Here is a 25,460-nt window from a genome sequence, read left to right as displayed (position 1 = left end):
CTGCGTAGGGTGCCACCAATGGCATCGTTGACATAGAAAGATCGACCTATGGCCGCTGTTAAAAAATCGGTTTCCGTTAAGGACGTGGCGCGTCTCGCGGGCGTCTCGGAGCAGACAGTCTCGCGTACGGTGCACGATTCGCCCAGCGTGCGCCCCGAGACCAAGGAGCGCGTGCGTGCCGCCATGCGCGAGCTGGGGTATCGCCCCAATTTTGCCGGTCGATCGCTGCGCCGCGGCAAGTTTAAGACCGTCGGCGTCGCCATGTTCAACATTACCGGCACCGGCAACCTCGACCGCATGGAGGGCTTTGCCGCCGCGGCCGACAAACATGGCTATGCCATCACCCTCACTAAAGTAGACGGGCATCCGTATACCCTCGAGAGCGCATCGTCGCGCATGAGCGCACTGCCGGTGGACGGCATGGTTGTGATTATGAACCGCATGCCGGCGGACTTTGGCACCTTTGAGCCGCTGCCCGGTATGCAGACGGTGCTCGTTACCATGCTGGAGCACCCGCTGTGCTCGACGGTCGATAACGACCAGTTCGATTGCTCGCGCCAGGTTGTCGAGTACTTGCTGGGGCAGGGGCACAAGACTGTGCACTTTATCTCGTGCCCCGAGCGCTCGCTTTCGGGCATGCAGCGCGAGGAGGGCTGGCGCGAGACGCTGCGCGCGCATGGTATTGAGCCGCCGCGATTCATTCGTGGCGATTGGACGGCGCAGAGCGGCTATGCTGCCGGTCAGGCTCTGGCAGACGATCCGACCTGTACGGCCATCTATGCCTCCAACGACGCCATGGCCTACGGCTGCATTCGCGGGCTCGAGTCGCGCGGGAAGCACGTGCCCCAGGACGTAAGCGTGGTGGGTGTTGACGATAGTTTGGGCGACATCGTGCCCGATCTTCGCCTGACCACGGTGCGCTTTGATAACAAGCGTGTCGGCATGTGGGCGGTCGACAAGATCGCCGGCGCCGAGGGCGTTGCGCCTGGCGTGGAACACATGCTGATCCCCGGCGTGCTCGTAGCGGGCGATACGGTGCGCGATGTACGCTAGGGTGCGGACCTGTTTGGGTTGCCGCTAATTGTGTTCGAGAATGTTCAGATTGGTTTAAAAACCGTTCACGGGTGAAAAGCAACCGTTCATAGCTCGAAATTACGTTTTGCGCTGTTCTTTTTTGTTTGAATGTTAATGTTCCTGCCATACACAGCGCAGCGCGTATGCCCGGACGCGATGCTCTCCGTTGGTTCATATGTGAAAGGAACGCAATATGGCAACCAAAGAAGAAATCTCGATGGTTGGATTCGAGATTGTCGCATACGCGGGCGACGCCCAGACCGATCTGCTTGCAGCGCTCGATGCTGCTCGCGAGGGTGATTTTGAGAAGGCCGAGCAGCTGCACAAGGATGCCAGCGATGCACTTATCGGCGCCCACGACACGCAGACCAAGCTGCTTTCGCAGGAGGCCGGCGGCGGCGAGATGGAGATGACCTTCATCATGGCTCACGCTCAGGATACTCTCATGACCACCATGATCCTGGAGAAGCAGACCCGCTTTACCATCGATGCCTATAAGCGCATCGCCGCACTCGAGGCTAAGCTCGCCTAACGAGCTCTCACAACCAAGTCCCCTTCCAAAAGCTCTGCCGCTACCCGCGGCAGGGCTTTTTCTGTTTACCCGGCACTTGGGGACGTTCCTTATCTGCCGGCAGTTTGGGACACTCCTGCCATGCATTCGATCCTTTGAGGATGGAAGAAACCGGGTCATTAGGTTTGCTGCGGTGCCGACTCGGTCTGTCGGTTACAAAACTATGCCGGTTTACTACGATGAATCGCATTCTTTCAACTATGGAAAGAACAGCGTTATCAAAGCCGCAGGTAGAAAGCTTGTCATTTTCTGCTAATAGCAAATGTGGTCGGTCCTATCGGTTTTATCGTAGTAAACCGGCATAGTTTTGAAATGGCACTATTCGACTAGCAGCGTTATGGAGCTTCTGCACGCCCTCCCGTTCGGTTTTTTGCTGGGTGGGTATACTTCCATCCGCAATACAGACCGGACTGAGGAGGTATCCAAATGCCGGACAACGGATCGATTCAAAAGAGAGACGCGCACGAGATGGCTCATGGGCGTCCTGTCCAGATAACCGAGTACACGACGGTAACCGAGCTGCAGCCCAGCCTGTCCGATGTCGTGTGCGCAAACAAAAAGCTGCAGATTGGCTTTATCGTTGCGCTCGTGGTGCTGGCGTTGCTGTCGGGATTTGTGGCTCGTCCGCATTTTGCCGATACCAAGACTTGGGACTCCACCATCGAGGTTATCGACCAAAAGAAAGGTAACGTACTGGCGCTCACGGCCTCGTGCGTGGCGCTGTCTGCGGGCATTACCGCGCTGCCGGGTGATACGGGTACGCCGGTCGCTGAGCAGCTCGCACAGCTTTCAGGCAACCTTGGTATCGTGCTTGCCGTGCTATACCTAGAGAAATACTTGCTCACGATTTTGTGGTCGGTTGGCTTGGGCATCTTAATCCCGTTTGCGTTGGCGCTCTTTGCGGTGTCGCTTGGCATTCACGGGCGCTGGAGCACGAGTGCCGTCCTGCGCCGCGTGGCGACCCGCGTGCTGGTAGTCGCCATGATCGGCATGGCGTTGGTGCCTGCAAGCGTGTGGGTATCGCAAAAGGTCGACGAGACATATCGCGTCAGCATTGAACAGGCCGAGCAAAAGGCGGCCGACGCTGCGAGTGCGGCAGATAGCGACAGCTCCAAAGCAAGCAAGAAAAAGACCGAGTCTACAGAGTCCAAAAACGTGCTCGAGCAGTTGACTGACGGGGCCTCGAGCTTGGTCACGTCGGTGACCAGCGGTGCCAAGCAGATGACCGACAAGATCGTGCAGCAGGTGACCGACCTCATCGAAGGCGTCATCGTGATGATCGTGACCTCGTGCGTTATCCCGCTGCTGGTGCTCGCGGCGTTTCTGTGGCTGGGACACACGCTACTGGGGATCGATATCTCTGGCCCGGCGAACTATTTGACGGGCCGTTTTCTGAGCGCTCCGTCCAAACATGCCAAGAAGAGTGGGCAGTCTGAGTAGGCGGCAAAGCGAACTTTGGAAGATCAACCGTAAGAAGGGCGGCCGAGACACGTTCTCGGCCGCCCTTTTGTTTGCTGAACACATGGTCGCTACGTCTGCGCCGGGCTCAAACGGTCGCCAATCAACCGCGAACGGTATTTGTTCAAAAAAGAACAAAGATAAACAAATAATGGTTGCAGTCGCTGTTCGAATGTGTTCAAATAAACATGAACAGTGAAGAACCGCACATTCAGATGCCCGGACCTGAACGCGATTCAACACTTCCAAACAGAAACTACGCACCTGCGTATCTCTCAAGGAGGATGTCATGAGGGTTGTAATCGCTTCCGATGCCGACGGTATGTCGATGAAGGAGTCCATCAAGGAGATGCTCATCGCCGACGGTCACGAGGTCGTCGACTATTCCGAGACCCCTGCCGCGGACTTTGTCGATTCCGCGACCGCCGTTGCCAAGGACCTGCTGGAGCACAAGGATTCCCAGGGCTTCGCATTCGATAAGTACGGCGTCGGCTCCTATATGGCCGCCGTCAAGATCAAGGGCATGGTCGTCGCCAACATTTCCGACGAGCGTTCCGCTTACATGACCCGCGAGCACAACGGTTCGCGCATGGTCACCATGGGCCCGGGCGTTGTGGGCACCGAGGTCGCCAAGAAGATCGCCCGCGAGTTCCTGCGCGCCCAGTACGCCGGCGGCCGTCACCAGATCCGTGTCGACATGCTCAACAAGATGGCCTAACGAGAGCCACCGAGAACTCGAACTTCTACCTCAACTTGTGAATTCAGACGAAAGGACGTTCTGATGAAGAAGACCATCGCAATCGGTTGCGACCATATCGTTACGGACGAGAAGATCTATCTGGCCGACCGCCTGGAGCAGGCTGGCTACAAGGTGCTCGACTGCGGCACCTACAGCCACACCCGTACGCACTATCCCATCTACGGTAAGGCCGTGGGCGAGGCTGTCGCCAGCGGCAAGGCCGACTTTGGCGTGGCCCTGTGCGGCACCGGCATCGGCATCACCAACGCCGTCAACAAGGTTCCCGGCGCCCGCTGCGCCCTGGTTCGCGACATGACCTCTGCCCTGTATGCCCGTCGCGAGCTCAACGCCAACATCGTGGGCTTTGGCGGCAAGATCACCGGCGAGTTCCTGATGGCCGATATCATGCTTGCCTTCCTGGAGGAGCCCTACGAGAAGACCCCCGAGCACGATGCCCTGATCGCCAAGATCGATGCCTGCAATAAGGCCGACGCCGTGGCTCAGGCTGACCCGCACTTCTTTGACGAGTTCCTCGAGAAGTGGGACCGCGGCGAATACCACGACTAAGGGGTTCCGGCGTTTTAACAAACGCCGGACCGGTTGACGCTGCGAAGCCATCTGGCGGGCAATCTGCCGCTCAGCTTCGACGGCATGACCAGAAGGTCAATGCCGTCTCGCTTCACGGCACCTTGCCTCGCCAGCTGGCTTCTCGCTGATGTCTGAGTGACCTGTGGGGTTACCGCTGTTGTTGCGAAGCGTTCTGGTACGGCTAGCTGCTCCGATAACACGTTTGCTTGCTTGGCTTGAGTGCTTCGCTCTTGGCGGTACACGGTATTCTGCAGCTTTTTAATTGACGGCTCGCGTTTCTGTGAGGGGGCGCGGGCCGGTTTTCTATCAGCCCTATTGACTTGGCGGGCTGTCGTAAGAAAGGGAAGGCTCCTATGGAGTTTGTTCTTGATAACGGTTCTATTCGTGTGGCGTTGAGCACGGCGGGCGGGTCGTTCACTTCTATTGCGGCCAACGGTCGTGAGTATCTGTGGCAGGGCGATCCGGCGGTGTGGTCGGGCCAGGCACCCATTTGCTTTCCGATTTGCGGCGGCCTTCGTGATGGCCGCGCGATGACCATGGGTGGCCGCGAGGTCAAGCTTGCCCGCCACGGCTTTGCCCGCAAGCAGGAGTGGAAGCTCGAGGAGCAGAGCGACAACATGGTTGCGCTGAGCCTAAGCTCTGCCGACCATGCCGAGTTGCTTGAGCAGTACCCGTATCCGTTTAAGATCGTTGCTCGCTACACGATCGATTCGGAAAAGGTGGCCGTGTCGTACGAGGTGACCAATGAGGGCACCGAGGATATGCCATTCTTTGTGGGTGGTCACCCCGGCTTTAAGTGCCCGCTCGACGAGGGCGAGTCCTATGACGATTACGAGCTCCGTTTTGAGCAGCGTGAGGCCGCCGAGCTCTGTACTGCCGTTCCCTCGACGGGCTTGATTGATGTTGAGCATCGCAGCAAGAACCCCATGATCGACCAGAACCTGCCGCTGACCCACGAACTCTTCGACTTCGCGGAGACCATCTTCGACGTGCTCGAGAGCCGCGTGGTTACGCTGACCAAGAAAACCGAGGACAAGGGCGTGCGCCTGACGTTCCAGGATATGCCGTACCTGATTGTGTGGAGCAAGCCCGAGGGCGACTTTGTGGCCGTGGAACCGTGGGGCGGCCTGTCCACCTGCTCCGACGAGGACGATATTCTGGAGCACAAGCGTGGCTGCCTGGTTGCCAAGCCGGGGGAGACCGTCACCCGCGGCTTTGAGATCGAGATCCTTTAACGAGCTATCGTATGTTTGGGGTGGGTCGTGCCGCCCCGGAACAGGAGTTCAATATGATTCTGACCGTTACCATGAACCCGTCGATTGATACGCGCTATCAGCTCGACAAGCTGGTCATCGACGATGTTAACCGTGTGACGCCCGAAAAGACCGCTGGCGGCAAGGGCCTCAACGTGAGCCGTGTGCTGCTGCAGTTGGGCGACGATGTGCTCGCGACCGGTCTGCTCGGCGGCCACATGGGTGCCTATATGGCCGAGCTTATGGATGCCGACGGCGTCAAGAACGACTTTGTGCGCATCGCCGGTGAGACGCGCATCTGCCTGAATATCCTGCACGAGGGTAATCAGACCGAGCTGCTGGAGAGCGGCCCGCAAATCGCCCCGGCCGAGCTCGAGGCCTTTACGGCCAAGTTCGCCGAGCTTGCGGCGAAGGCGGACGTTGTGACGCTTTCGGGCTCGCTGCCGCGTGGCGTCGATGCCGGCTACTATGCCGAGCTCGTCAAGATCGCCGAGGAGGCGGGCGCCAAGGTGCTGCTCGACACCTCGGGTGCATCGCTGGAGGCAGCGCTGGAGTCCGACGCTAAGCCCGAGCTCGTAAAGCCCAACCTGACCGAGATTAACGGCCTGCTGGGTACGTCCTTTACGACCGATGATGTCGATGCCCTGCGCGAGGCGCTTGCCGCCGATGACCGTTTTGCCGGTATTCCCTGGGTTGTCGTTTCGATGGGCGCTGCCGGTTCGGTAGGCTTCCATGAAGGTCGCGCGTTCCGCGCCAAGACGCCCGCGATTGCGGCTGTGAACGCGACGGGTTCCGGCGACTCGACCATCGCTGGCTTTGCGCATGCCATTGCTGCTGGTGCCGACGATGTCACGGTGCTCAAGACCGCCAATACCTGCGGCAAGCTCAACGCCATGGATCCCAAGACCGGCCACCTGGTCATGGACCGCTGGGATGAAATCTTCAACAACGTTGTCGTGACTGAACTGTAGAGTTACGCGGTTTTACCAAACCGCGTAACCAGCAGACGCTGCAAACCCGCCAGAGCGGCAATCTGCCTTTCAACTTCGGCGGCATGACCAGAAGGTCAATGCCGCCTCGTTTCAAGGCACCTTGCTCGCTCTGGCGGGTTTTCGCTGTCGTTGCCAAAACATCGACGTAGTCATTGGGGACGCTCTTTAATGACTGGTCGTTTAAGAACGTCCCCAATGACTACACGCAAAAACGGCGCCCGTCGGCGATGTTGCCGGCGGGCGCCGTTGTCGTGTGGGCGGTTGTGTCGTGGCCGCTGATGAGGCTCGAACTCGTATGCTACAGCGAGTCGATAAAGCGCTGCTGGGCGGCGCGGCCGGCTTCGTCCCACTTAAAGACGCCGGCGTTGTCGAGTACGTGGCCAAACACCACGCCGACCTCCTCGTGCAGGATATCGATGGCGTTGTCGGCCGTAAGCTCGTCGGCGCGGCGGGCAAAAACGTCCTCGGCCCATGCGGCGTGGCTGCGGCAAAGACCATCGCCCTCGAGCGAGCCGGCGAGATCGTAGCTGGCATCGGCCTTGGCCGCCAGCAGGTGCTCGCGGACAGCGCCGAGCTCGGGAACCAGGCGCGGCGGAAGAATGGCGAGACCCATAACCTCGATCAGGCCGATGTTCTCCTTTTTAATATGGTGGTACTCGGCATGCGGATGGAACACGCCCAGCGGATGCTCGTCGGTCGTGATGTTGCAGCGAAGCGCCAGGTAGGCCTCGTAAATCCCGCCGCCGGCATTGCCGCGGGAGTCGACGCGGCGGATGACGGGCGTCACGGTGTTGTGGGCCACGCCGTCGGCTGTGTGCGCGATGACGCCTACAGACTCATCGGTCCACTCGCGCCAGGCGAGGATAATCTTCTCGGCAGCGTCGAGCAGCTGAGCGCGGTCATGCGAGCGCAGGCGCAGCACCGAGAGCGGCCACTGCAGCACGGTGCCGGTGACCTGGTCAAATCCGGGCACGCTAAACTGCGAGACCTCGGCGGCATGCATCATGGGGAACTCGTGCGCGCCACCCTGGAAGTGGTCGTGCGACAGAATTGAGCCGCCTACGATGGGCAGGTCGGCGTTAGAGCCGATGAAGTAATGCGGGAACAGGTCCACAAAGTCGAGCAGGCAGGTCAGGCCCTTGCGGTCGACGTGCATCGGACGATGCTCGGAGCTCATGGCAATGCAGTGCTCGTTAAAGTACGCGTACGGGCTGTACTGGAAGCCCCAGCGCTCGCCGTTGAGCGAGATGGGGATAACGCGCAGATTCTGGCGGGCGGGGTGAGCGCCGCCGTCGGCTGCGGCGGAGCGTCCGGGATAGCCCTCGTTTTCGATGCAGAGCTGGCAGGCGGGATACTTTTCGCCCGTGTTCTTGGCTGCACCTGCCGCGGCGATATCGCGCGGGTCCTTCTCAGGCTTGGACAGGTTGATGGTGATTTCCAGGTCACCCAAGTTGGTGGGGGTGCTCCATTTGATGTTGCGTGCGATGGCGGCGCGTCGCACATAGCCGGCGTCGCAGCACAGGCCGTAGAACCAGTCGGTCGCGGCGCGGGGCTCGTTGACGCCCATACGGCCGTTGAACTCCTCGTTTACAACCGAAGGCCTCGGCATGAGCATACCCATGATGCGCATGGCGATGCGGTCGCGCCCCGATGCCGTGTCCTCGGCAGCACCGTTGGCAACGGCGGCCTCGGCAAGCGCGGCGAGCGTGCCCTCTAGATTAAAGTCGGGCAGGGTATCGGGGTGCAAGAGCGAAATCTTCTCGGTCTTGAGTGCCCAAGCCATGTCGAGTGCGGGGCCCGTGGCGCCGATGCACTCCAAAATGGTGTTGTATGCCCAGATGCGATCGTCCTGGCCGATCATCGATCGGTGGATGGCGTACTCGATCAGGCTCTGCGCGGCCTCGCGCACGTCAGTCATTACAGCCATGCCGCGTAAGCCCCCTTGTCAGAGATAGCGTAGTGGCGGGCAGAGCCCTCGCCCAGCCAGCCGTTCATCTTGGCAATGAAGGTGTCGACCAGATCGAGCGGCACGAAGGCCTGGATGGTGCCACCAAAGCCGCCACCGTGGATACGGACGGCGCCGCGGCCGTCGAGCACGTGCTCGGCCAGCGCCAGGGCATACATGGAAGGCTGCTCGGAACCCAGCTTGGCAACAACATTCTGCAGGTACATGGCAGAGCTGGCGCCGGACTCGCGCGTCAGGACCAGGAACTGGTCAATGTCGCCGGCGTTGAGCGCTGCCCAGCGCTTGTCGACCAGGCCGTTCTCGTACCAGTAGTGAACGGCGCGCAGGCAGGCGCGGTCGCCCAGCTTGGCGCGCAGCTCGGGGAGTTTAGCGTCAAAGTCGGCAACGTCGACCTCGCACAGGCGTGCCTTGCCAAACTCGGCGGCGACGTCCTGCATCTCGCGCGGAACGGCGGCGTAGTCGTCGGTAGCTGCCACATGGTCGGCGCCAACCTTAACGAGCACAAGCGCATAACCGTGATCCTCAAAGTTGAGCTCGAGCTTTTGGGTCTTAGGCTGGGCCTGGTCCTCAAAGTCCATGTAGGCAAGGCCGCCCAGGCACACAGCGGCCTGGTCCATCAGACCGCAGGGCTTGCCGTAGTAGTTGTTCTCGGTGCGCTGGCTCATCTGCGCAAGCGCGACGGGCTCAATGGCGGGCGCGCCCCAGAGGGTTTCCATGGCACGACCGTATGCGGCCTCGACGGCAGCGGAGCTGGAAAGGCCGCCGCCCGAGGGAACGGAGCAGGTGAAGGCGAAGTCGAAGCCTTGGGGCTCAACACCAAGCGCTGCGACCTCGTGGGCCATACCACGCACGAGGCTTGCGGACGTGCCTTTCTCGGACTCTTGAATATCCAGCGTGTCGAGGGTAATCTCAAACGTGGGGTAGCCCTCGTCGGCGACGCGGACCTTGTTGGAATCGGTTGCCACGGCGATGCCGTCGACGGCGACATCGAGCGAGCCGGCGATAACGTGACCGCCCTCGTGATCGGTGTGGTTGCCGCTGATCTCGGAGCGCCCGGGCGCGTGCACATAGAGCACCTGGCGATCGCCGATGGGGCCAAACTCCTCCTCAAACAGCTTGGTGAGCGTGGCGAGTGTCTTTTCGTCGGGGGTGGTCATGAGGGTCCTTTCCTTGGCGCATACTGACGAGTTTTCCGTCGTAGTGAGTACGTTAACAATCTGAAGCAGCATAAACTCAGCATCTACGATGCCGCACGTTATGGGCTATGTTAACGTACTCATAACACAACACTTATCACTTTTTGAGAATCTGGTAATCGGTAGAAATTCAGCCGTGAACGGTATTGCCGTATGGACTTATAGAGCAGAAGAGTTGCGGATTGAAAAAGTAGAGTACGTTAACATGCGTCCGACGATAGCGGGCCTCGGCGCGGGGTGTGTTTCTGCCCGGGCCGGCATTCACGCTATTCAGATCTCGCAAGGGTGAAGGTGATCCTGTGGCAAGGCGCCCGTCCAACGATACAGGTACGCGTCCGGTCTCCATGGCCGACGTCGCCCGCGCTGCTGGCGTTTCGCAGCAGACGGTTTCGCGCGTCGCCAACGGCTTGCCCAACGTTAACGAACAGACGCGCCAGCGCGTGCAAGCCGCTATGCAAGAGCTCGGCTTTCGTCCGAGTTATGCCGGTCGCTCGCTGCGCGACGGCCGCTACCATTCGGTCGGTCTGTGCGTCAACGATGTCACCAAGTTTGGCAACCTCTCAATGATCGACGGCATCGCCAGCGCTGCTCGCGAGCATAATTGCGCCATCACGCTGGTCGAGATGTCCAAGACCGAGGAGTTTTCGCTTGCCGAGGCAACGCGTCGTATGGCCGCGCTGCCCGTGGACGGCATCATCATCGGCATGAGCCGTATGGCGCCCGATTTTGAGACGTTTGATCCACTGCCGGGCATTGGCACGGTCATCGTTACCATGTACGCGCACCCGCGGGTGACCACGGTCGACTCCGATCATTACGGCTGCTCGCTATTGCTTATGGATCACCTGTTTGGGCTGGGGCACGAGCAGATTCGCTATATTGGCGGCCCGTCCTTCTCGGTCGACGAGCAATTTCGTCGCGCCGGTTGGCAGGATGCGCTCGAGCGTAAACACATCGAGCCGGCAGAGCCGCTCGAGGGCGACTGGTCTGCTAACAGCGGTTACGAGGCCGCTCGGTACTTGGCTGAGCACGACCGCACCATGACGGCGATTTACGCGGCAAACGACCAGATGGCAAACGGCGCCATTGCCGCGCTGCGCGATAGCGGCTTGCGCGTGCCCGAGGACGTGAGCGTGGTGGGCGTCGATGACTCGCTCGACGACTTTGTCGCACATAACGAGCTCACGACCGTTCGATTCGATCTGCATCAGCGCGGGCGCGAGGTGTTCGAGCGCGCAGTTCCCAAGGCGGGGGCATCGGACAAAACCGTCGCCATTCGTATTCCCGGTCAGCTCATCGTTCGACACACCACGGCAGCGCCGCGCGCATAGTTTTCGCAGGTCAACGGCTCGGCGTTGCATATCAATAACAATCGGTAAGGATGCCGGCAGATAGCCGTGACTATGAAGGCGAGTGCTATGATAGACGGGTTCATTTGTCTATCTAGGAGGCTTTGCCTGATGGAGATCACCAAGGATATCCGCTACATTGGCGTTGACGATCACGACATCGACCTGTTCGAGGGCCAGTACGACGTGTCCGAGAACGGTATGGCATACAACAGCTACGTTATCTTGGGCGAGAAGATCGCTGTCGCCGATTCGGTCGATGGCGGATTTGTCGACGAGTGGCTCGGCAACCTCGAGACCGTACTCGACGGCCGCACGCCCGACTACCTGGTCATCCATCACATGGAGCCCGATCACTCCGCCGGCATCGCCGCCTTTATGGAGCGCTATCCCCAGGCGCAGATTGTGGCAAGCATGGGCGCCTTCCGCATGATGGTCAACTACTTTGGCACCGACTTCCCCGAGCGCAAGATGGTTGTCAAAGAGGGCGACGTGCTTGATCTGGGCGGCCACAGCCTGACCTTTGTCGGCGCCCCCAACGTTCACTGGCCCGAGGTACTCTTCTCCTACGAGGCTACCGACAAGGTGCTCTTTAGTGCCGACGGCTTTGGCAAGTTTGGCGCCAACGACATCGAGGATCCGGAAGGGTGGGCCTGCGAGGCGCGCCGTTACTACTTTGGCATCGTGGGCAAGTTCGGCAAGTTTGTGCAGGCCGTGCTCAAGAAGGCCGCCGATTTGGACATCCAGGTCATCTGCCCGCTCCACGGTCCTGTGCTGACCGAGAACCTGGGCTACTACCTCGACACCTACAACACCTGGTCGAGCTATCAGCCCGAGGACGAGGGCATCACCATTGCCTACGCGAGCGTCTACGGCCACCTGAAGGCCGCCGTCGAGGAGCTCGCCGCAGCGCTCGAGGCTCGCGGCCAGAAGGTCTCCGTTTTTGACTTGGCTCGCGACGACATGGCCGAGGCCGTTGAGGATGCGTTCCGCTATGACCGTCTGGTGCTCGCTTCCATCACCTATCAGGGCGAGATCTTCCCGTTCATGAGCACCTTTATCCATACGCTTGCCGAGCATGCCTACCAGAACCGTACCGTGGCGCTTGTCGAGGCCGGCTCCTGGGCACCTGCCGCCGCTAAGGTTATGACCAAGGAGCTCGAGGGCATGAAGGACATCACCCTGACGCAGAACAAAGTGACCGTCCTGGGTTCGCTCAACGACGCCTCGCGCGCTCAGATCGAGGCCCTCGCTGACGAGCTCTCCAAGTAGCGATACGTTCACGTTTAACGCTCAAACCACCACAAAGGTGCCTGTGAACTGCGCCCCGAAACTTGGACTGAATAAATAGCGACTACGCCGCAAGGGCCCGGCTCCGGAACTCCTTCGGCGTCAGGCCCTTCAATCTTACCTGCCTGCGCCGCGTGTTCCAATGGACTATGTACCCCTCCAGGTCGCGCTTGAAGTCCTCGAAGCTGCCCCACTCCCTGCCGCGGTAGAACTCGTCCTTCACGTGGCCGAAGAGCTGCTCGGTGGCGGCGTTGTCGATGCAGTTCCCCTTGCGCGACATGCTCTGGGTGATGCCCGCCCCCTCCAGCCTGGAGGTGTAGGACTCGTGCTGGTACTGCCAGCCCATGTCCGAGTGCATGGTCGGTGCCGCCCCGTCGGGCAGGGCCTCGAGGAGCCGGTCGAGCATCCTGTGCTGCTGGGCGAGGTCCGGCGAGGTCGATATGTCGCTCGCCACGATCTCCTTCGTGCAGAAGTCGAGCACCGGGGCCCAGTAGGCCTTGGCGCCGGCGACCTTGAACTCGGTGACGTCGGTGCCGAGCTTCTGCCACGGCCCCTCGGCGCCGAAGTCCCTCGCGATGACGTTCTCGAACGTGCTCCCCACGGGCCCCCTGTAGGAGCTGTACCGGCTGCGGGAGCCCCGGCGGCGTATCCCGCACCGGATGCCCATCTCGCGCATCATCTTGAGCACGGTCTTGTCGGCCACGACCGCGCCCAGCTCGGCGCGCAGGCACATGGCTATCTGCCGGTGCCCGCAGCCGTTGGCGGTGCGCGAGAATATCTCGGCCGCGGCGTCGCGCAGCTCGGGCCTGGTCGGCCTCCGCGGGTGCGCCAGCGCGTAGTAGTAGGTCGACCTCCTGAGCCCCGAGCACTCCAGCAGGTGGCGCAGGGAGTGCCCCTCCGCCCTCAGCGCCCCCACCGCCTCGGCCGCCGCCCTGGTCAGAACCCGTCCCGCTCGACCAGGGCGCGCAATTTTTTTAGGTAGGCGACCTCGGCCTCGAGCCTGCGGCAGCGCTCCTCGAGCTCCTGCTCGCGGGTGCGGGCCCGGGGTTTCGACCTCGACCCCCTCGGCCTGCCCTTCGGGCCGGGCCGCAGCGCCTCGGCGCCGCCCTCGCGGTAGAGCCTGCACCAGCGCTCCAGCGGGGACTTCGACCTGATCCCGAACTCGGCCATGGCGTCGGCCTTCGCCATCCCGTCGTCGACCACGGCCGACGCCGCGGCGACCCTCTGCTCGAATGTGTAACTGGATTGTTTCCCGCCCATGGACAGCAGCGCCTCGCTTTCGAACGCCCGGTATACCCACTGCCATTCTCTCACGGTCTCGCGGGGGACGGACAGGGCCTCGGCCGCCGGCTTGCAGCCGACGCCGGCGTCGAAGAGCTCGACGGCCCGCCTCCTGGACTCCAGGTCGTGCTTCACCCTGAGGTCTATACTCATGGAAAACCTCCCATTTCCCGATGTCCAAGAAATGGGAGGCAGTTCACGGTGAACCTTTGTGGTGGTTTTTGTTTACGCGCCGGCGATGATGAGGTTTGGACGCTCGTCGCTGGCAATTTCGGCGATTGAGGTGGCGACGGCGTGATCGGGGTCACGGTCCATCACGATGGCGTTGACGTCGGTCAGCTCGGCAAAGCGGTACATGCCACGTCCGTTGACCTTACTGGCGTCCATGAGGTCGACACTTTGACGAGCAGCACCGACCATAGCCGCTTTGGTCTCGGCCATCTGCGGAAAGTCGGTCGTAAAGCCGCAGCCGGGAACGAAAGCGCCAGGGCACATGACGGCCAGATCGGCATGGACCATTTGGAGCGCCTGCATGGTAAGTGGGCCGTACAGATAGCGATGGCCTTTGCGCAGTGCCCCGCCCAGCATGACGACATCGACCGAGGGCATGCTCTCGTCGATGTAATCGGCGATGGTAATGTCGGCCGTGATAACGGTGATGCCGTTGCGTTGATCGAGGAGCCGAACGAACTCGAGTGCCGTGGTGCCCGAGTCGACGAGCAGGGTATCACCATTGCCGACGAGTTCAATGGCGCTTTGCGCGATAGCCTGCTTGGCGGCGACATTGACGTTGATGCGGCGATCCTGGGTGGATACGGTCAGTCGCTTCTGGAGCGATACAGCGCCACCATGCGTGCGGCGCAGCTTGCCGGACTCGGCGAGCGCGTCTAGGTCGGCGCGGGCGGTAACGGAGGACACGCCAAAGGTCTGGGCGATTTCTGCTACCTGCACCGAGGCGTTATGTTCGAGCATTTCCATAATGGCGGCACGACGCTCATCGGCGAAAGCTCGGGTTGTTGCATGGGCCATATCCGCTCCATCATCGTCTGAAATTTGCAGGAATTGTGTTGAGTCTATTTTCGTTCATTTTCTTTTTAAGTAAGAAAAAGCCTTTCGATTACTTATCTTTTCTATAAAAGAAAGACAATTCGCGTGAAAACTTCAGTGTCGGATAGAGGAATTTGGTCCGAATCCCTTCCGTTTGCTTTTCAAAAACGAGCGTCTTGACCTGCGTGCCGGCGATATCTCATGCATGTAACACGAACGATTTTCATACAATGGGGGCAGCAAAACGCAAGGTAAAACGCCTTGTGAACAACTACGCCCGATGTCCAGATGCGGGCGAGGGAGAGGAGCAAACGCTCATGGCACTTGTTACCACCGAAAAGATGCTCAAGGACGCTCAGGCCGGCCACTACGCCGTCGGCGCGTTCAACGTCGAGAACCTCGAGTTTGTTATGGCCGTTCTGGCCGCTGCCGAGGAGACCAAGTCCCCCGTCATCATGCAGACCACCCCGGGCACCATCAAGACCGCTGGTCTGGACTACTTCTACGGCATGGTCAAGGCTGCCGCCGAGCGCGCTTCCGTGCCCGTCGCTCTGCACCTCGATCACGGCGATGGCTATGACCGCTGCATGCAGGCTTTCCGCACTGGCTACACCTCTGTCATGATCGACGGTTCGCACGAGTCCTTCGAGGACAACATCGCCCTGACCAAGTCCGTCGCCGATGCTGGCCGCGCCATGGGCGTGCCCGTCGAGGCTGAGCTTGGTAAGGTTGGCGGCAAGGAGGACGACGGTCCCGCGGTTGAGGGCGAGAGCCCCTACACCGATCCGGCCGAGGCCAAGGAGTTCGTCGAGCGCACCGGCTGCACCTCTCTCGCTATTGGCGTTGGCACCAGCCACGGTGTGTACACGAGCGATCCGCACATCGAGCAGTCCGTGGTCAAGGCCATCCGCGACGCCGTCGACGTGCCGCTGGTTCTGCACGGCACCTCCGGTGTGCCCGATGAGCAGGTTGCCGAGGCTGTGAAGAACGGCATCTGCAAGGTCAACTACGCCACCGAGCTGCGTCAGGCCTACACCAAGGGCTTCATGGCCTACATGGCCGAGAACCCCGCCTGCTTCGACCCCAAGAAGCCGGCCAAGGAGGGCATGCGTGAGATCACTGAGCTGGTTAAGATCCGCATGACCAACCTCAACTCCGTGGGCAAAGCAGAGTAACAGCAAGGGTACTCTGATCCCACCGGACGGTTTGGGCGGGTCCCGTACTTAGTTTCCAAAACGTCCTCGCGCATGAAGGCCCCCGTTGTCTCGCTTCTTCGAAGCGTTGACAACGGGGGCCTTCGCGCTGCGGAATGATTTTGGAAACTAAGTACGGGACCCGCCCAAACCGTCCTGCTCAATCGCCCTTGTGGCGTTAGTGTCGGAAAAATAAGACGTTGCTTTTTGCCTCCTGCGGAAAGATTGGGGAACTAAGCCCTCGTCCCTCCCAGGTTGACCTACTCGAGGTCGTCGCCCTTGTGGCGTTAGGGCGGAAAATAATAAGAAGCCTTCGCGCTGCGGAATGATTTTGGAAACTAAGTACGGGGACCCGCCCAAGCCGTTCTGCTCAATCGCCCTTGTGGTGTTGGGACTGAAAGGGTGGGACGCGTGGGTTATTTGGTTGTTAGGGTTAGTAGGTCGTTGGGGGTTTTGAGGTTGTAGGTGGCGTTTGGGATATCTTGGTGTGATCCCCATGCTGCTCGGGCAAAACTGACCCCTGCTGAAGTTGCGCATTGTTCGTCGTAGACGGTGTCGCCAACGTAGACGACGTTGCCAGGATTCGCGCCCGCACGTCGGAGATATTCGAGCATGGGTGCGGGTGCGGGTTTATGTTCGGTTGTGTCTTCGACAAGGATGATGTGCTCAAAATACTTATCGAAACCAAGGGGTGCAATTTCTTTTGTGTATTCGTCGCGCGCACGTGAGGAGACGATGCCAAGTTTGCAGCCGCTATCGGCGAGTGTTGCGATGACTTCAAGCAAACCTGGAAACACGCTGATGGTGCTTTTAAAGCTGGCGGCAACTTGGCACCAGCGATCCAACGTTGCCTGCGAGTAGATCCCAAGTTTCTCAAGGGCATCCTTGCCGGGTATGCCGAGGGCAAAGTCAAGCTCGTGTCGGGGAAGCGTTTTGCCGGTCTCTTCTTGGACAATCTGGACAAGCGATGACAGAACGCTTTCTTCTGTATCTGCCAATGTCCCATCAACGTCAAATACGATATGGTCAAAGTGCTTCATATGATTGCTCCTCTCTGTTGTTTGCCTGCAAGTTTGATGCAGTGACAGAAGAAGGGTTAGCGGGATTTCTGCCTGGTGCTATCGAGATTCTGCCTCGCTGCTCGATAGCTCGAAGGAGTGCACCCCATTTGTTCTTTAAATACCTGGCCAAGATGGCTTGCTGTTATAAATCCGCATTGGCGCGCGACTGTCTGTACGGTTCGCGTGGTGTGTGCCAAAAGTTCGCAAGCACGGTTTATGCGGTATGCGCGTAGATATGCCGCCGGGGTCGTTCCTGCACAAGTTTCGATAATGCGGTAACACTCTCTTTCGCTTACGCCGGCTGCAGATGCCATCTGGGGCACATCTATAGCGGCTGCATAGTTTGCGCGGATAAAGTCCAGGATTGCCTTGAACTGTACGTCGCGGCTGGTCATCCAAGAGGCGCCGTCGGAAGAAAAGAGCGGTTCGGCCTTGGCGTTAATCTGAATCCAGAGCTCTGACAAACTATTTCGAAGCGCCATCTCGTTCTGCGGCCGTTGAAGGTCGTGGCTAAAGGAGCTCTTCAGCAAATCGATAAAGGGCATATCGTCGGGATTGGTGGGCGACCATTTGAGCACATCGACGCCTCGACATTGAAGCAATGGGTTGATGTAGCGCTTTTGGAGACGTCCCGCGGGATCGCCGAGCATCGACGGCTGAAAGATATGCAGCATTTGAATGGCTGGCGCCGAATTGGGTGATTGCAGCGTGCTGTGCAAAACGCCGCCGTTGATAAAGCCGGCGGACCCTTCCTCAAAGCGTACGTGCTCATGAGCCGCGTGCGTTCGATAGTCAATCGCTCCCTGCTCCATGTAGAAAAGCTCAACTTCGGAATGCCAGTGCCAGGGGACGGAATTGCCCGGATAGCGAGCGAATTCTGCGCGTTCGGCAATATAGGGCCAGTCTTCGGCGGTCTCGGGAAACGCTTCCTCGCGTCCTCCGCGGTGCAATTCTATGTGATCCATGTTTCGCATGGCATCAGTATAAAGCGCAATGGGCTTAGATTGCTCTTGCCTGTTCGGGGAACGCCTTGTCTAGGGATGCTTGGAGCTTTTCGAAGGATGCTCGTAAGTTGAGGCTCTGATCGGCTGAGCGCTTGGTTTTTGTGGTGGGGGAGTCGAGGAGGCCGTTTCTCTGTGTCGGGGGGAAGGAGAAAAGGTTTGCATGTTTTAGGGATGGCTGCTGTGCTGCGTCATTGGAAGAATGCATGCTTTTGCGGCCTCCTCGATATCCACCAAAAGGATGCGCTCGGGGTTTGCTGCTAGGTCCCGTGCGCTGGCTACATTATGCCGCGGCTGCCGCAAAGAAGCGCTAAAGAAAGGCTTAACCTGGTTTGGTGTTACGATGAAACTGCAGGTCAGAGGTATCGAGTAACACTCTTGAAAGGTTTTGAGCTTAAGGGCTTTCTAAGGTTTGTGACGTGGATGTGGCGCGGACGTGCGTAGCGTGTGAATGCTCGCTGTTAGCGCTGCGGCTCTGTGGCGCGCACCTGCTCGATGACCTTTTCCATCGTGGCGTCGATGCGGTCTTTTTTGAGTTCGCATTCCCAGATGGTTATGGGCGTCCAGCCCATTTGAGTGAGCGCTGCCACAGCAGCACGGTCGCGCTCGACGTTGCGACGGAACTTTGCATCCCAAAACTCAACGTTGCGCTTGGGCTGGCTTGGGTTGCACTTGGGGCAGCGGTGCCAAAAGCAACCGTTGACGAAGATGGCGATCTTGCGGCCGGGGAAGGCGATGTCGGGCTTGCCGGGTACCTTCCATTCCAAACGATAGCCCGTAAGGCCCGCGGCCCGTAGGCGCTGACGTACGAGCAGCTCGGGCTTGGTGTTGGCGCGCTTGTTGCCCTTCATGGACTTTTTGATGGCGGCGCGACGGCGGACCAGTTCGCGCTCGTCAGCGGAGAGGTCCGAGGTATCGATGCCGTCGAGCAGACCGGGCTTGGGACGCTTTTTGCTGCGGCGTTTAGGTGCGCGCTTGGGTTTGGTGGCGGGTTTGTCGGTTGTGTTGGGCGCGGCGTCATCGGCGGAGCTTGCCTCAAGCCGATCTTCCTTTAACTCAATCAGAGCATCAATGAGCCCCTTGTCGGCGGGCATCCATTCCACCGTGGCAAGCGAGGTGCGCGGAATCCAGCGGATATCAAGCTGGCGGTCGTGTTTCTGGGGCTCATCGGATTCATCGGCGAGCGAGCAGTAGTAACACTCCATGGAGAGATGAAAATCGGGGTAGTCATACTCAACGGTGTAGAAATCGCGCAGGTTGGTGACTTTTACCTGCAGCTCCTCCATAAGCTCGCGGCGTACGGCGTCCTCGGGCGTCTCGCCGCGCATGAGCTTGCCACCGGGGAACTCCCAAAGTCCCTGCATGTCGCCGTAGCCGCGCTGCACGGCAAGCAGCTCGTCAGATCCTTCCTTGCGAATGATCCCAGCGGCAACATGAACAGTCTTCAACAGGAGTCCTCTCTCAACATCAACACGTGACAGGGTAGCTACCCGTACCTTACACAACGGTAAGGCAAGCGTAAGCCATATCGATGGTAGCCGACTCGGCTTCTTGCGACTATAGATGCCGTAGACTAATCGCAAGAAAGGACTCGGTATGCAAACCACGCACATGGCGACCCCGGTACTGGAGGTCGCGCATCTCGAAAAGGTATATGGAGCGCTGGGCAACGTGACCCGCGCGCTCAACGACGTCAACTTTACCGTCAACCGCGGCGAATTCGTGGGCATCATGGGTGCCTCGGGCTCGGGCAAGTCGACGTTGCTCAACTGTGTCTCGACCATCGATAGCGCCACGAGCGGCACCATCCGCATCAACGGACAGGACGTAACACGCATGAAGCAGGCTAAGCTTTCGCAGTTCCGCCGCGAGGAGCTGGGCTTTATCTTCCAGGACTCCAACCTGCTCGATACACTCACGGCACGCGAGAACATCGCCCTGCCGCTCACCATCGCCCGCACAAACTCGGCAGAGATCTCGACCCGCGTGCAGGATGTGGCAGCGCGCCTGTCCATCAGTCAGGTGCTCGACAAGTATCCCTACCAGATGTCCGGCGGTCAGCAGCAGCGCGTTGCCGCGGCTCGCGCGCTCGTCACCGACCCCACTATGATTATGGCCGACGAGCCCACCGGTGCCCTCGATTCCAAGAGCGCTCGTCTGCTGCTCGAGAGCCTGGAGGCCCTTAACCGCCGCCTGCGCGCCACGGTGCTCATGGTCACGCACGACAGCTTTGCCGCCAGCTACACGAGCCGTGTGCTGTTTATCCGCGACGGCAAGATCTTCACCGAGCTGCGCCGTGGCGACACCGACCGCCGAGAGTTCTTCGACCGCATTATGGAGGTCGTTGCCATGATGGGCGGTGAGGGCTCCGATGCTCTGTAAACTCGCTTGGGGCAACGTCCGCCGCGCCGGCCGCGACTACCTCGTCTACCTTTTGACGCTCACCCTGGGCGTCACGGTCTTCTATGCCTTTAACACCATTTCGATGCAGGTCGACATCGCCGGAATCGATGAAGAGGGCTTGGCGCAGGTTATGGGCAGCATGCTCGGTTACCTGACGTACTTTTTGGCCGGTGTCATGGCCTTTTTGATGGTGTATGCCAATAACTTCATCATGAAACGCCGTAAGAAGGAGTTTGGCCTGTACCAGGTGCTCGGCATGGGGCGCGGGCGCGTCGCCACGATCATGGTGCTCGAGACCGTGATAGTATCGGTCGTGGCCTTTGTCGCCGGTATTGTGCTGGGCGTGGGACTCTCCCAGCTCATGACGTTCTTTACGGCCTCGCTCTTTAAGACACAGATCGCCAATTTCCACTTCTTTTTCTCGGTGCATGCGTTCAACCTGACCCTTGTCTGCATGCTCGTAATGTTTGTGCTCACGCTGCTGCTGAACCTTCGCGCCGTGCGCCGTACCAAACTCATCGAGCTTATGGGTGCCGAGCGTCGCAACGAGAGCATCAAGACGCGCAACCCCTGGATCGCGATTGCCATCTTTGCCGCGGGCGTAGTGCTTGTGGGCGTGGCCTATTACCGTCTGCTACGTGATGGGTTCCCGCTAACCGCGACGGACAGCAAGCTGCAAGAGGCCATGAGCCAGTTTGGCATTACGACCGCTATGGTTACAGTGGGCACCTTTGCGCTGTTCTGGGGACTCTCGGGCATGCTTATCAAGCTGCTGCAGAGCTTGCGCAGCGTGTATTGGCGCGGCCTCAATATGTTTACCGTGCGTCAGCTTTCGGCCAAGGTCAATACGGTGTGCTTTTCGATGGGCGTCATCGCGATGATCCTGTTTTTGGCCATCACCTCGGTGACGTGCGGTATGTCTATTGCCAATGTGATGAACGAAAACCTGGAGCGCTATAACCCTGTTGACGTGTCTCAGACGTATGTCTATTACACGCCCGAAACGCTCGACTACTACAAGGAGTATGTCAATCCGTCTGAGGCCGATCGCATGGTGCTGGCCGATGCAACGGTCGATTTGTACGCTGCATGGCATGGCGAGCGCAAGTCGGCGGACAACAACGATGAGACCGGCAAGAAGGTCAATATCGCCGATGTTGCCGGTGAGCATGTGCAGATCGATTCGTATCTGAGTTATCCGCTTGGCGGCTCGGGCCCCTCGGTGGTGGCGGGTGAGATGTGCAAGGCCATGGGCGAAAAGCTTCCCAAGGCGCTCGAGGGAAGCAACGCCGATGCGATGGGTCTGTATGTGACGCCGGCGAGCCAGTACAACAAACTGCGCCAGATGATGGGCGAGGAGCCGGTGAGCATTGGCCGCGACCAGTATCTGCTCACGTGTGATATGGGCGGTGAGCTGGGCGACCTGTACACCAAGTATATGGCTGGCGGCCATGCCCTAACCTTGGGCGGGCATACGCTCAAGCCCGCAACCGATAAGTCGGACGAGGACACGGCGGCCATCGCCAACTCGGCGATGGGCAGCAATCCCGGTACCGTGGTCGTAGCCGATGAGCTGCTGTCCCAGCTTAATCTGCAACCGTATTCCAGTAATCTGCTCGTTAATTACAAACAGGGTATGGATACGACCGAGGCAGACGAGAGCATTAAATACACCTTGCTCGACAATCTGCTCGTTGACGGCAAGGAGCCGGGGTCGTGGGGAGTCTTCATCACGCGTTCCGAGATGTACACGCAAGCAGCGCAGATGAACGGCATGATTAGCTATCTGGCCATCTACATTGGCTTTGTGCTGGTCGTTGCGTGCGCGGCAATCCTATCGATCCAGCAGCTCTCCAATGTGGCCGACGGCAACCGCAGCTATCGTGTGCTGGCACAGATCGGCTGTGACGACCGCCAGATCCGGCATTCGGTGATGGCGCAGCAAGCGGTGTTCTTCCTGTTCCCGCTGGCAGTGGGCTTGGCGCACTCCTTTGTGGCGCTCAAGGTGATCATCGAGCTGGTGAGCGTATTCGGCGATATGAGCATCGCCGGCACCGTGGGTCTTACCTGTGCGATTTTCCTGGCAGCCTATGGTGGCTACTTCCTGGTGACCTACCTCATGAGCACCGGCATGGTGCGAGCTGCCATAGCCACCCGCTACAGCGAGTAGCAAGCGGGCAAAACCGTCGCAAAATCAGAGCGAATAACCGCCGCGAAGGGACCAGGGGCCCTTTCGCGGCGGTTTTTGCCAACCTGGTGCGTCTCAGATACAAGTGAGTAGACTTATTTGGATATACCGAGCACACCGCGACAAGTGCCCAATAAAACCGCAGGTCAGAGCTGTGTCGATTTGGGGCGTGCTCGGCCTTCTGCAAAAAGCCTACTCACTTGGTTTTCGCTGTTAGAAGGCCGTCGCGAGGGAAAGCAGTTCCCTCGCGACGGCCTTCACGTTTGCCCAGATAAAACCTGCCAAAATAAACCTGTCCCTTTTTGGTAGGTTATCGCTTCCAGAAGTGGAGGATCAGCGTCGTGCGGTTTTGCTGCTCGGTTTTGACCAGGATGTTGTGGATGTGGGTCTTGACGGTGCCCACGGCAAGGAATAGCTCGTCGGCGATCTCTTGGTTCGATTTGCCCAGCACAACCAGGTGCATGACTTCGGTCTCGCGGTTGGAGAGCTTGTAGGCGTTGCGGTAGAAGGGCATCTGCTCTTCGATGTGTCGATCAAGATCGCTGACGTTCTTTTCCTCGGGTGCCTCCTGCATGCGAATCGAAAGCACGTGATAGGCGTAGATGATCAGCAGAATCGCAAAGTAGCATGCAAAGATGTTCTCGCTAAAGTTGCGCTCGGATAGGTACAGTTGCAGCCAGGAGGGTGCCAGGCTCATGGGAACAACAAGGATGTTGTAGAAATCCTCGGCAACGATGCACCCGACCAGAATGGCGCCGATAATGAGGTGCTTTCTTTGATTGTTGACGCGCGCCTTAAGCTCGACCTGCGTGCTTTTATGCGCCGTCCAAAAGATATAGAGCCCCACAAATACAAGGAATGCCTGACGCATCGTGTAGTAGAGCCATTGATGCATGGGGCCGTAGGGGACAGCGACAATGATCAGCAGCTCGCTCAGGAAGAACGTTGCGACGGGAATAACAAACTGCTTTTTTGAATGTTTGTCGAGCAAGTCCATGGCAATGAGCCAGATAAAAGCTTGTGAAGCGGTCGCCACAAGGGTCCGCATTACAGGCATGGTAATTGAGTAATAGTCACTGGCCGGAAAACTCTGGTTTTGCAACGTGTATTCAAAAAAGAAGATCTCGGTCATCTCGATGGCATAGCAAATAAAAACGCCGCTGCCATAGATAAAGAATCGGCGACGGGACGAGGCATAGGCGGCAAGCGAAAGCACTGCCGTCACAATACAGATCACGAGTATCGCTAGGGTATAGAAGAACATCAGAGTGTTCATCTGTCACCGTCCCATCTCATTTAATCTATGGCAAAGCCCTGTATGCCTTGTGGGGTATAGACGTCTCAACCCTTCGTTTCATTGCGGATTAGGCACCGAGATACAGCATAGCCGTATACCGTTCGCGGTTCTAGATAGTAAACCCCCTGCAAGCCCGCTACCTGCGGGTTTATATTGGTTTAGAGGGGGTGTAACTCCGTGAACGGTCTTTAATCCCGAATAAACTAGGTAAAAATTGCATACGGGTGAATGATGGTCTTGTCAACACGAGGCGTGATGTACGAGCGCCTCATAGTAATAGTCGGCAAGACCGGCGGAAAGGAAATCGACATGGCACTGCCTAAGGATTTCATCGACACCAACGACTTCACCAAAGAGCAGATTCTGGCTATCGAGGATCTTGGCCTGGCAATGAAGAAGGCCATCAAGGTTGACGGTTATTATCCGCACCTGCTCCGCAACAAGAGCCTTGGCATGATCTTCCAGCAGGTCTCCACCCGCACCCGTCTTTCCTTCGAGACCGCTATGACCGACCTCGGCGGCCATGCTCAGTTCTATGGCCCTGGCACCATCCAGCTCGGCGGTCACGAGTCCCTGGGCGACACCGCTCGCGTTATGGGCTCGTTGCTCGACATCATGATGGCTCGCGTTGACCGTCACAAGGACGTCGTCGGTCTCGCCGAGGGCTCCGCTGTTCCCGTCATCAATGGCATGTCCGAGTTCAACCATCCCACGCAGGAGATGGGCGACCTCATGACCATGCTCGAGAACCTCCCCGAGGGCAAGAAGATCGAGGACTGCACCCTAGCCTTCATCGGCGACGCCACCCAGGTCTGCGTCTCCCTCATGTTCATCGCCTCCAAGGTCGGCATGAAGTTTGTCCAGTTTGGACCTAAGGGCCACCAGATCCCCGACGGCGGCCTGCATGTTGGCACCGTTGAGGAGCGCACCGAGTTCGGCAAGCAGATGATGGCTATCGCCGAGGAGAACTGCAAGGTCTCCGGCGGCTCGGTCGTCATCTCCGACGACATCGAGTGCATCAAGGGCGCCGACTTCATCTACACCGACGTGTGGTATGGCCTGTACGACGAGGAGGTCTCGGGCGAGAACTACATGGACGTGTTCTATCCCAAGTATCAGGTCACCATGGACATGATGAACTTCGCCGGCCCCAACTCCAAGTTCATGCACTGCCTGCCGGCCACCCGCAATGAGGAAGTCGTCGACGAGGTCATGGACGATCCCGAGCGCTCCCTGTGCTGGGTCGAGGCCGAGAACCGCAAGCACTCCATCCGTGCTCTCCTTGCCGCCCTGGGCAAGCGCACTCCGCTCAACGACGAGGGTGTCGAGTACTCCGCCAAGGCTGAGCTCCACGCCGCTCTCGAGGCTCTCGAGCAGCTCTAAGCCTCAAAGCTTCTAAAAGCACGTTTGCGGGCGGCGGATGCTCGTCTCCTGTCGCCCGCTCACCGAGGCTCAAGCAATTGCCTTAGTACCTTGGGCCTCGGATCTGTCCAAGACTGAGCGAAGGAGCTCA

Annotated in this window: 22 protein-coding genes; 13 read left to right on the top strand and 9 right to left on the bottom strand. The window is 59.1% G+C overall.

Annotated elements, in window-relative coordinates:
* The first annotated feature begins 48 nt into the window (after positions 1–48).
* The 7 genes from DW754_RS05590 (at position 49) to DW754_RS05560 (ending at position 6,654) form a co-directional block, all read left to right on the top strand.
* The gene (locus DW754_RS05590) at positions 49–1,053 is read left to right on the top strand and encodes a LacI family DNA-binding transcriptional regulator (RefSeq protein WP_117758686.1); all 1,005 of its coding nucleotides are present in this window, start codon (positions 49–51) and stop codon (positions 1,051–1,053) included.
* A gap of 214 nt (positions 1,054–1,267) precedes the next feature.
* Entirely contained in the window at positions 1,268–1,606 is a 339-nt protein-coding gene (locus DW754_RS05585; protein ID WP_089572387.1) for a PTS lactose/cellobiose transporter subunit IIA, read from the top strand.
* A gap of 465 nt (positions 1,607–2,071) precedes the next feature.
* Positions 2,072–3,085 (top strand): hypothetical protein, encoded by a 1,014-nt coding sequence (locus DW754_RS05580; RefSeq protein WP_117758685.1) that lies wholly within the window; start codon positions 2,072–2,074, stop codon positions 3,083–3,085.
* Between the two features lie 307 nt (positions 3,086–3,392).
* Positions 3,393–3,821, top strand: a complete 429-nt coding sequence (gene lacA / locus DW754_RS05575) for a galactose-6-phosphate isomerase subunit LacA (protein ID WP_006234830.1) — start codon at positions 3,393–3,395, stop codon at positions 3,819–3,821.
* A gap of 63 nt (positions 3,822–3,884) precedes the next feature.
* Entirely contained in the window at positions 3,885–4,409 is a 525-nt protein-coding gene (gene lacB / locus DW754_RS05570; protein ID WP_117758684.1) for a galactose-6-phosphate isomerase subunit LacB, read from the top strand.
* Positions 4,410–4,783: 374 nt separating this feature from the next.
* Positions 4,784–5,665, top strand: coding sequence for an aldose 1-epimerase family protein (locus tag DW754_RS05565; protein ID WP_117758683.1), 882 nt, complete (start codon positions 4,784–4,786; stop codon positions 5,663–5,665).
* Between the two features lie 53 nt (positions 5,666–5,718).
* Positions 5,719–6,654 (top strand): hexose kinase, encoded by a 936-nt coding sequence (locus tag DW754_RS05560; RefSeq protein ID WP_117758701.1) that lies wholly within the window; start codon positions 5,719–5,721, stop codon positions 6,652–6,654.
* A gap of 319 nt (positions 6,655–6,973) precedes the next feature.
* On the opposite strand, the gene DW754_RS05555 is transcribed toward DW754_RS05560, so the two are convergent.
* Together DW754_RS05555 and DW754_RS05550 are read right to left on the bottom strand one after the other, a co-directional pair.
* Positions 6,974–8,602 (bottom strand): UDP-glucose--hexose-1-phosphate uridylyltransferase, encoded by a 1,629-nt coding sequence (locus DW754_RS05555; protein WP_233508882.1) that lies wholly within the window; start codon positions 8,600–8,602, stop codon positions 6,974–6,976.
* Positions 8,593–9,798, bottom strand: coding sequence for a galactokinase family protein (locus tag DW754_RS05550; protein ID WP_117758681.1), 1,206 nt, complete (start codon positions 9,796–9,798; stop codon positions 8,593–8,595). The genes DW754_RS05555 and DW754_RS05550 overlap by 10 nt, the downstream gene beginning before the upstream one ends.
* 383 nt (positions 9,799–10,181) lie before the next feature.
* Here DW754_RS05550 and DW754_RS05545 point away from each other — a divergent pair, with 383 nt between their 5' ends.
* Positions 10,182–11,168, top strand: coding sequence for a LacI family DNA-binding transcriptional regulator (locus DW754_RS05545; protein WP_117758680.1), 987 nt, complete (start codon positions 10,182–10,184; stop codon positions 11,166–11,168).
* A gap of 129 nt (positions 11,169–11,297) precedes the next feature.
* Positions 11,298–12,458: an FprA family A-type flavoprotein gene (locus DW754_RS05540; protein ID WP_233508881.1), complete on the top strand. Its 1,161-nt coding sequence runs from the start codon at positions 11,298–11,300 to the stop codon at positions 12,456–12,458.
* Between the two features lie 82 nt (positions 12,459–12,540).
* Here DW754_RS05540 and DW754_RS05535 read toward each other — a convergent pair whose 3' ends face one another.
* The 3 genes from DW754_RS05535 to DW754_RS05525 form a co-directional block, all read right to left on the bottom strand.
* Positions 12,541–13,392, bottom strand: a complete 852-nt coding sequence (locus tag DW754_RS05535) for an IS3 family transposase (protein WP_199411445.1) — start codon at positions 13,390–13,392, stop codon at positions 12,541–12,543.
* Positions 13,393–13,412: 20 nt separating this feature from the next.
* Complete coding sequence (locus DW754_RS05530) at positions 13,413–13,910, bottom strand: helix-turn-helix domain-containing protein (RefSeq protein ID WP_117758678.1); 498 nt, start codon at positions 13,908–13,910, stop codon at positions 13,413–13,415.
* A 72-nt stretch (positions 13,911–13,982) separates the two neighbouring features.
* Entirely contained in the window at positions 13,983–14,786 is an 804-nt protein-coding gene (locus DW754_RS05525) for a DeoR/GlpR family DNA-binding transcription regulator (protein WP_117758677.1), read from the bottom strand.
* Positions 14,787–15,121: 335 nt separating this feature from the next.
* Between DW754_RS05525 and DW754_RS05520 the strand changes: the two genes are divergently transcribed.
* Positions 15,122–15,979 carry a class II fructose-bisphosphate aldolase gene (locus DW754_RS05520; RefSeq protein ID WP_022095149.1) on the top strand — a complete coding sequence of 286 codons (858 nt, stop codon included), beginning with the start codon at positions 15,122–15,124 and terminating at the stop codon, positions 15,977–15,979.
* Positions 15,980–16,413: 434 nt separating this feature from the next.
* Here DW754_RS05520 and DW754_RS05515 read toward each other — a convergent pair whose 3' ends face one another.
* The 3 genes from DW754_RS05515 to vsr all read right to left on the bottom strand — a co-directional run bounded on the left by DW754_RS05515 (position 16,414) and on the right by vsr (position 19,507).
* Positions 16,414–17,037: an HAD family hydrolase gene (locus DW754_RS05515; protein WP_117758676.1), complete on the bottom strand. Its 624-nt coding sequence runs from the start codon at positions 17,035–17,037 to the stop codon at positions 16,414–16,416.
* A gap of 56 nt (positions 17,038–17,093) precedes the next feature.
* Positions 17,094–18,023, bottom strand: coding sequence for an AraC family transcriptional regulator (locus DW754_RS05510; protein ID WP_158549316.1), 930 nt, complete (start codon positions 18,021–18,023; stop codon positions 17,094–17,096).
* Between the two features lie 497 nt (positions 18,024–18,520).
* The gene (gene vsr / locus DW754_RS11155) at positions 18,521–19,507 is read right to left on the bottom strand and encodes a DNA mismatch endonuclease Vsr (RefSeq protein WP_233508880.1); all 987 of its coding nucleotides are present in this window, start codon (positions 19,505–19,507) and stop codon (positions 18,521–18,523) included.
* A gap of 148 nt (positions 19,508–19,655) precedes the next feature.
* On the opposite strand from vsr, the gene DW754_RS05495 reads away from it, so the two are divergent.
* Both DW754_RS05495 and DW754_RS05490 read left to right on the top strand, forming a co-directional pair.
* Positions 19,656–20,441, top strand: coding sequence for an ABC transporter ATP-binding protein (locus tag DW754_RS05495; protein WP_099432192.1), 786 nt, complete (start codon positions 19,656–19,658; stop codon positions 20,439–20,441).
* A complete protein-coding gene (locus DW754_RS05490; RefSeq protein ID WP_117758675.1) occupies positions 20,431–22,632 on the top strand; it encodes an ABC transporter permease in 2,202 nt (733 codons plus the stop codon). The genes DW754_RS05495 and DW754_RS05490 overlap by 11 nt, the downstream gene beginning before the upstream one ends.
* 328 nt (positions 22,633–22,960) lie before the next feature.
* Here DW754_RS05490 and DW754_RS05485 read toward each other — a convergent pair whose 3' ends face one another.
* Positions 22,961–23,926 (bottom strand): LuxR C-terminal-related transcriptional regulator, encoded by a 966-nt coding sequence (locus DW754_RS05485; protein ID WP_117758674.1) that lies wholly within the window; start codon positions 23,924–23,926, stop codon positions 22,961–22,963.
* A gap of 330 nt (positions 23,927–24,256) precedes the next feature.
* Between DW754_RS05485 and ptcA the strand changes: the two genes are divergently transcribed.
* Positions 24,257–25,330 (top strand): putrescine carbamoyltransferase, encoded by a 1,074-nt coding sequence (ptcA, locus tag DW754_RS05480; protein ID WP_117758673.1) that lies wholly within the window; start codon positions 24,257–24,259, stop codon positions 25,328–25,330.
* Positions 25,331–25,460: the final 130 nt, after the last annotated feature.

The sequence above is a fragment of the Collinsella sp. AM29-10AC genome (assembly GCF_003469085.1).
Taxonomy (GTDB): Bacteria; Actinomycetota; Coriobacteriia; order Coriobacteriales; family Coriobacteriaceae; genus Collinsella.
Note: the sequence above shows the minus strand (reverse complement) of the source record. Positions and strands in the feature narration are given on the sequence as shown.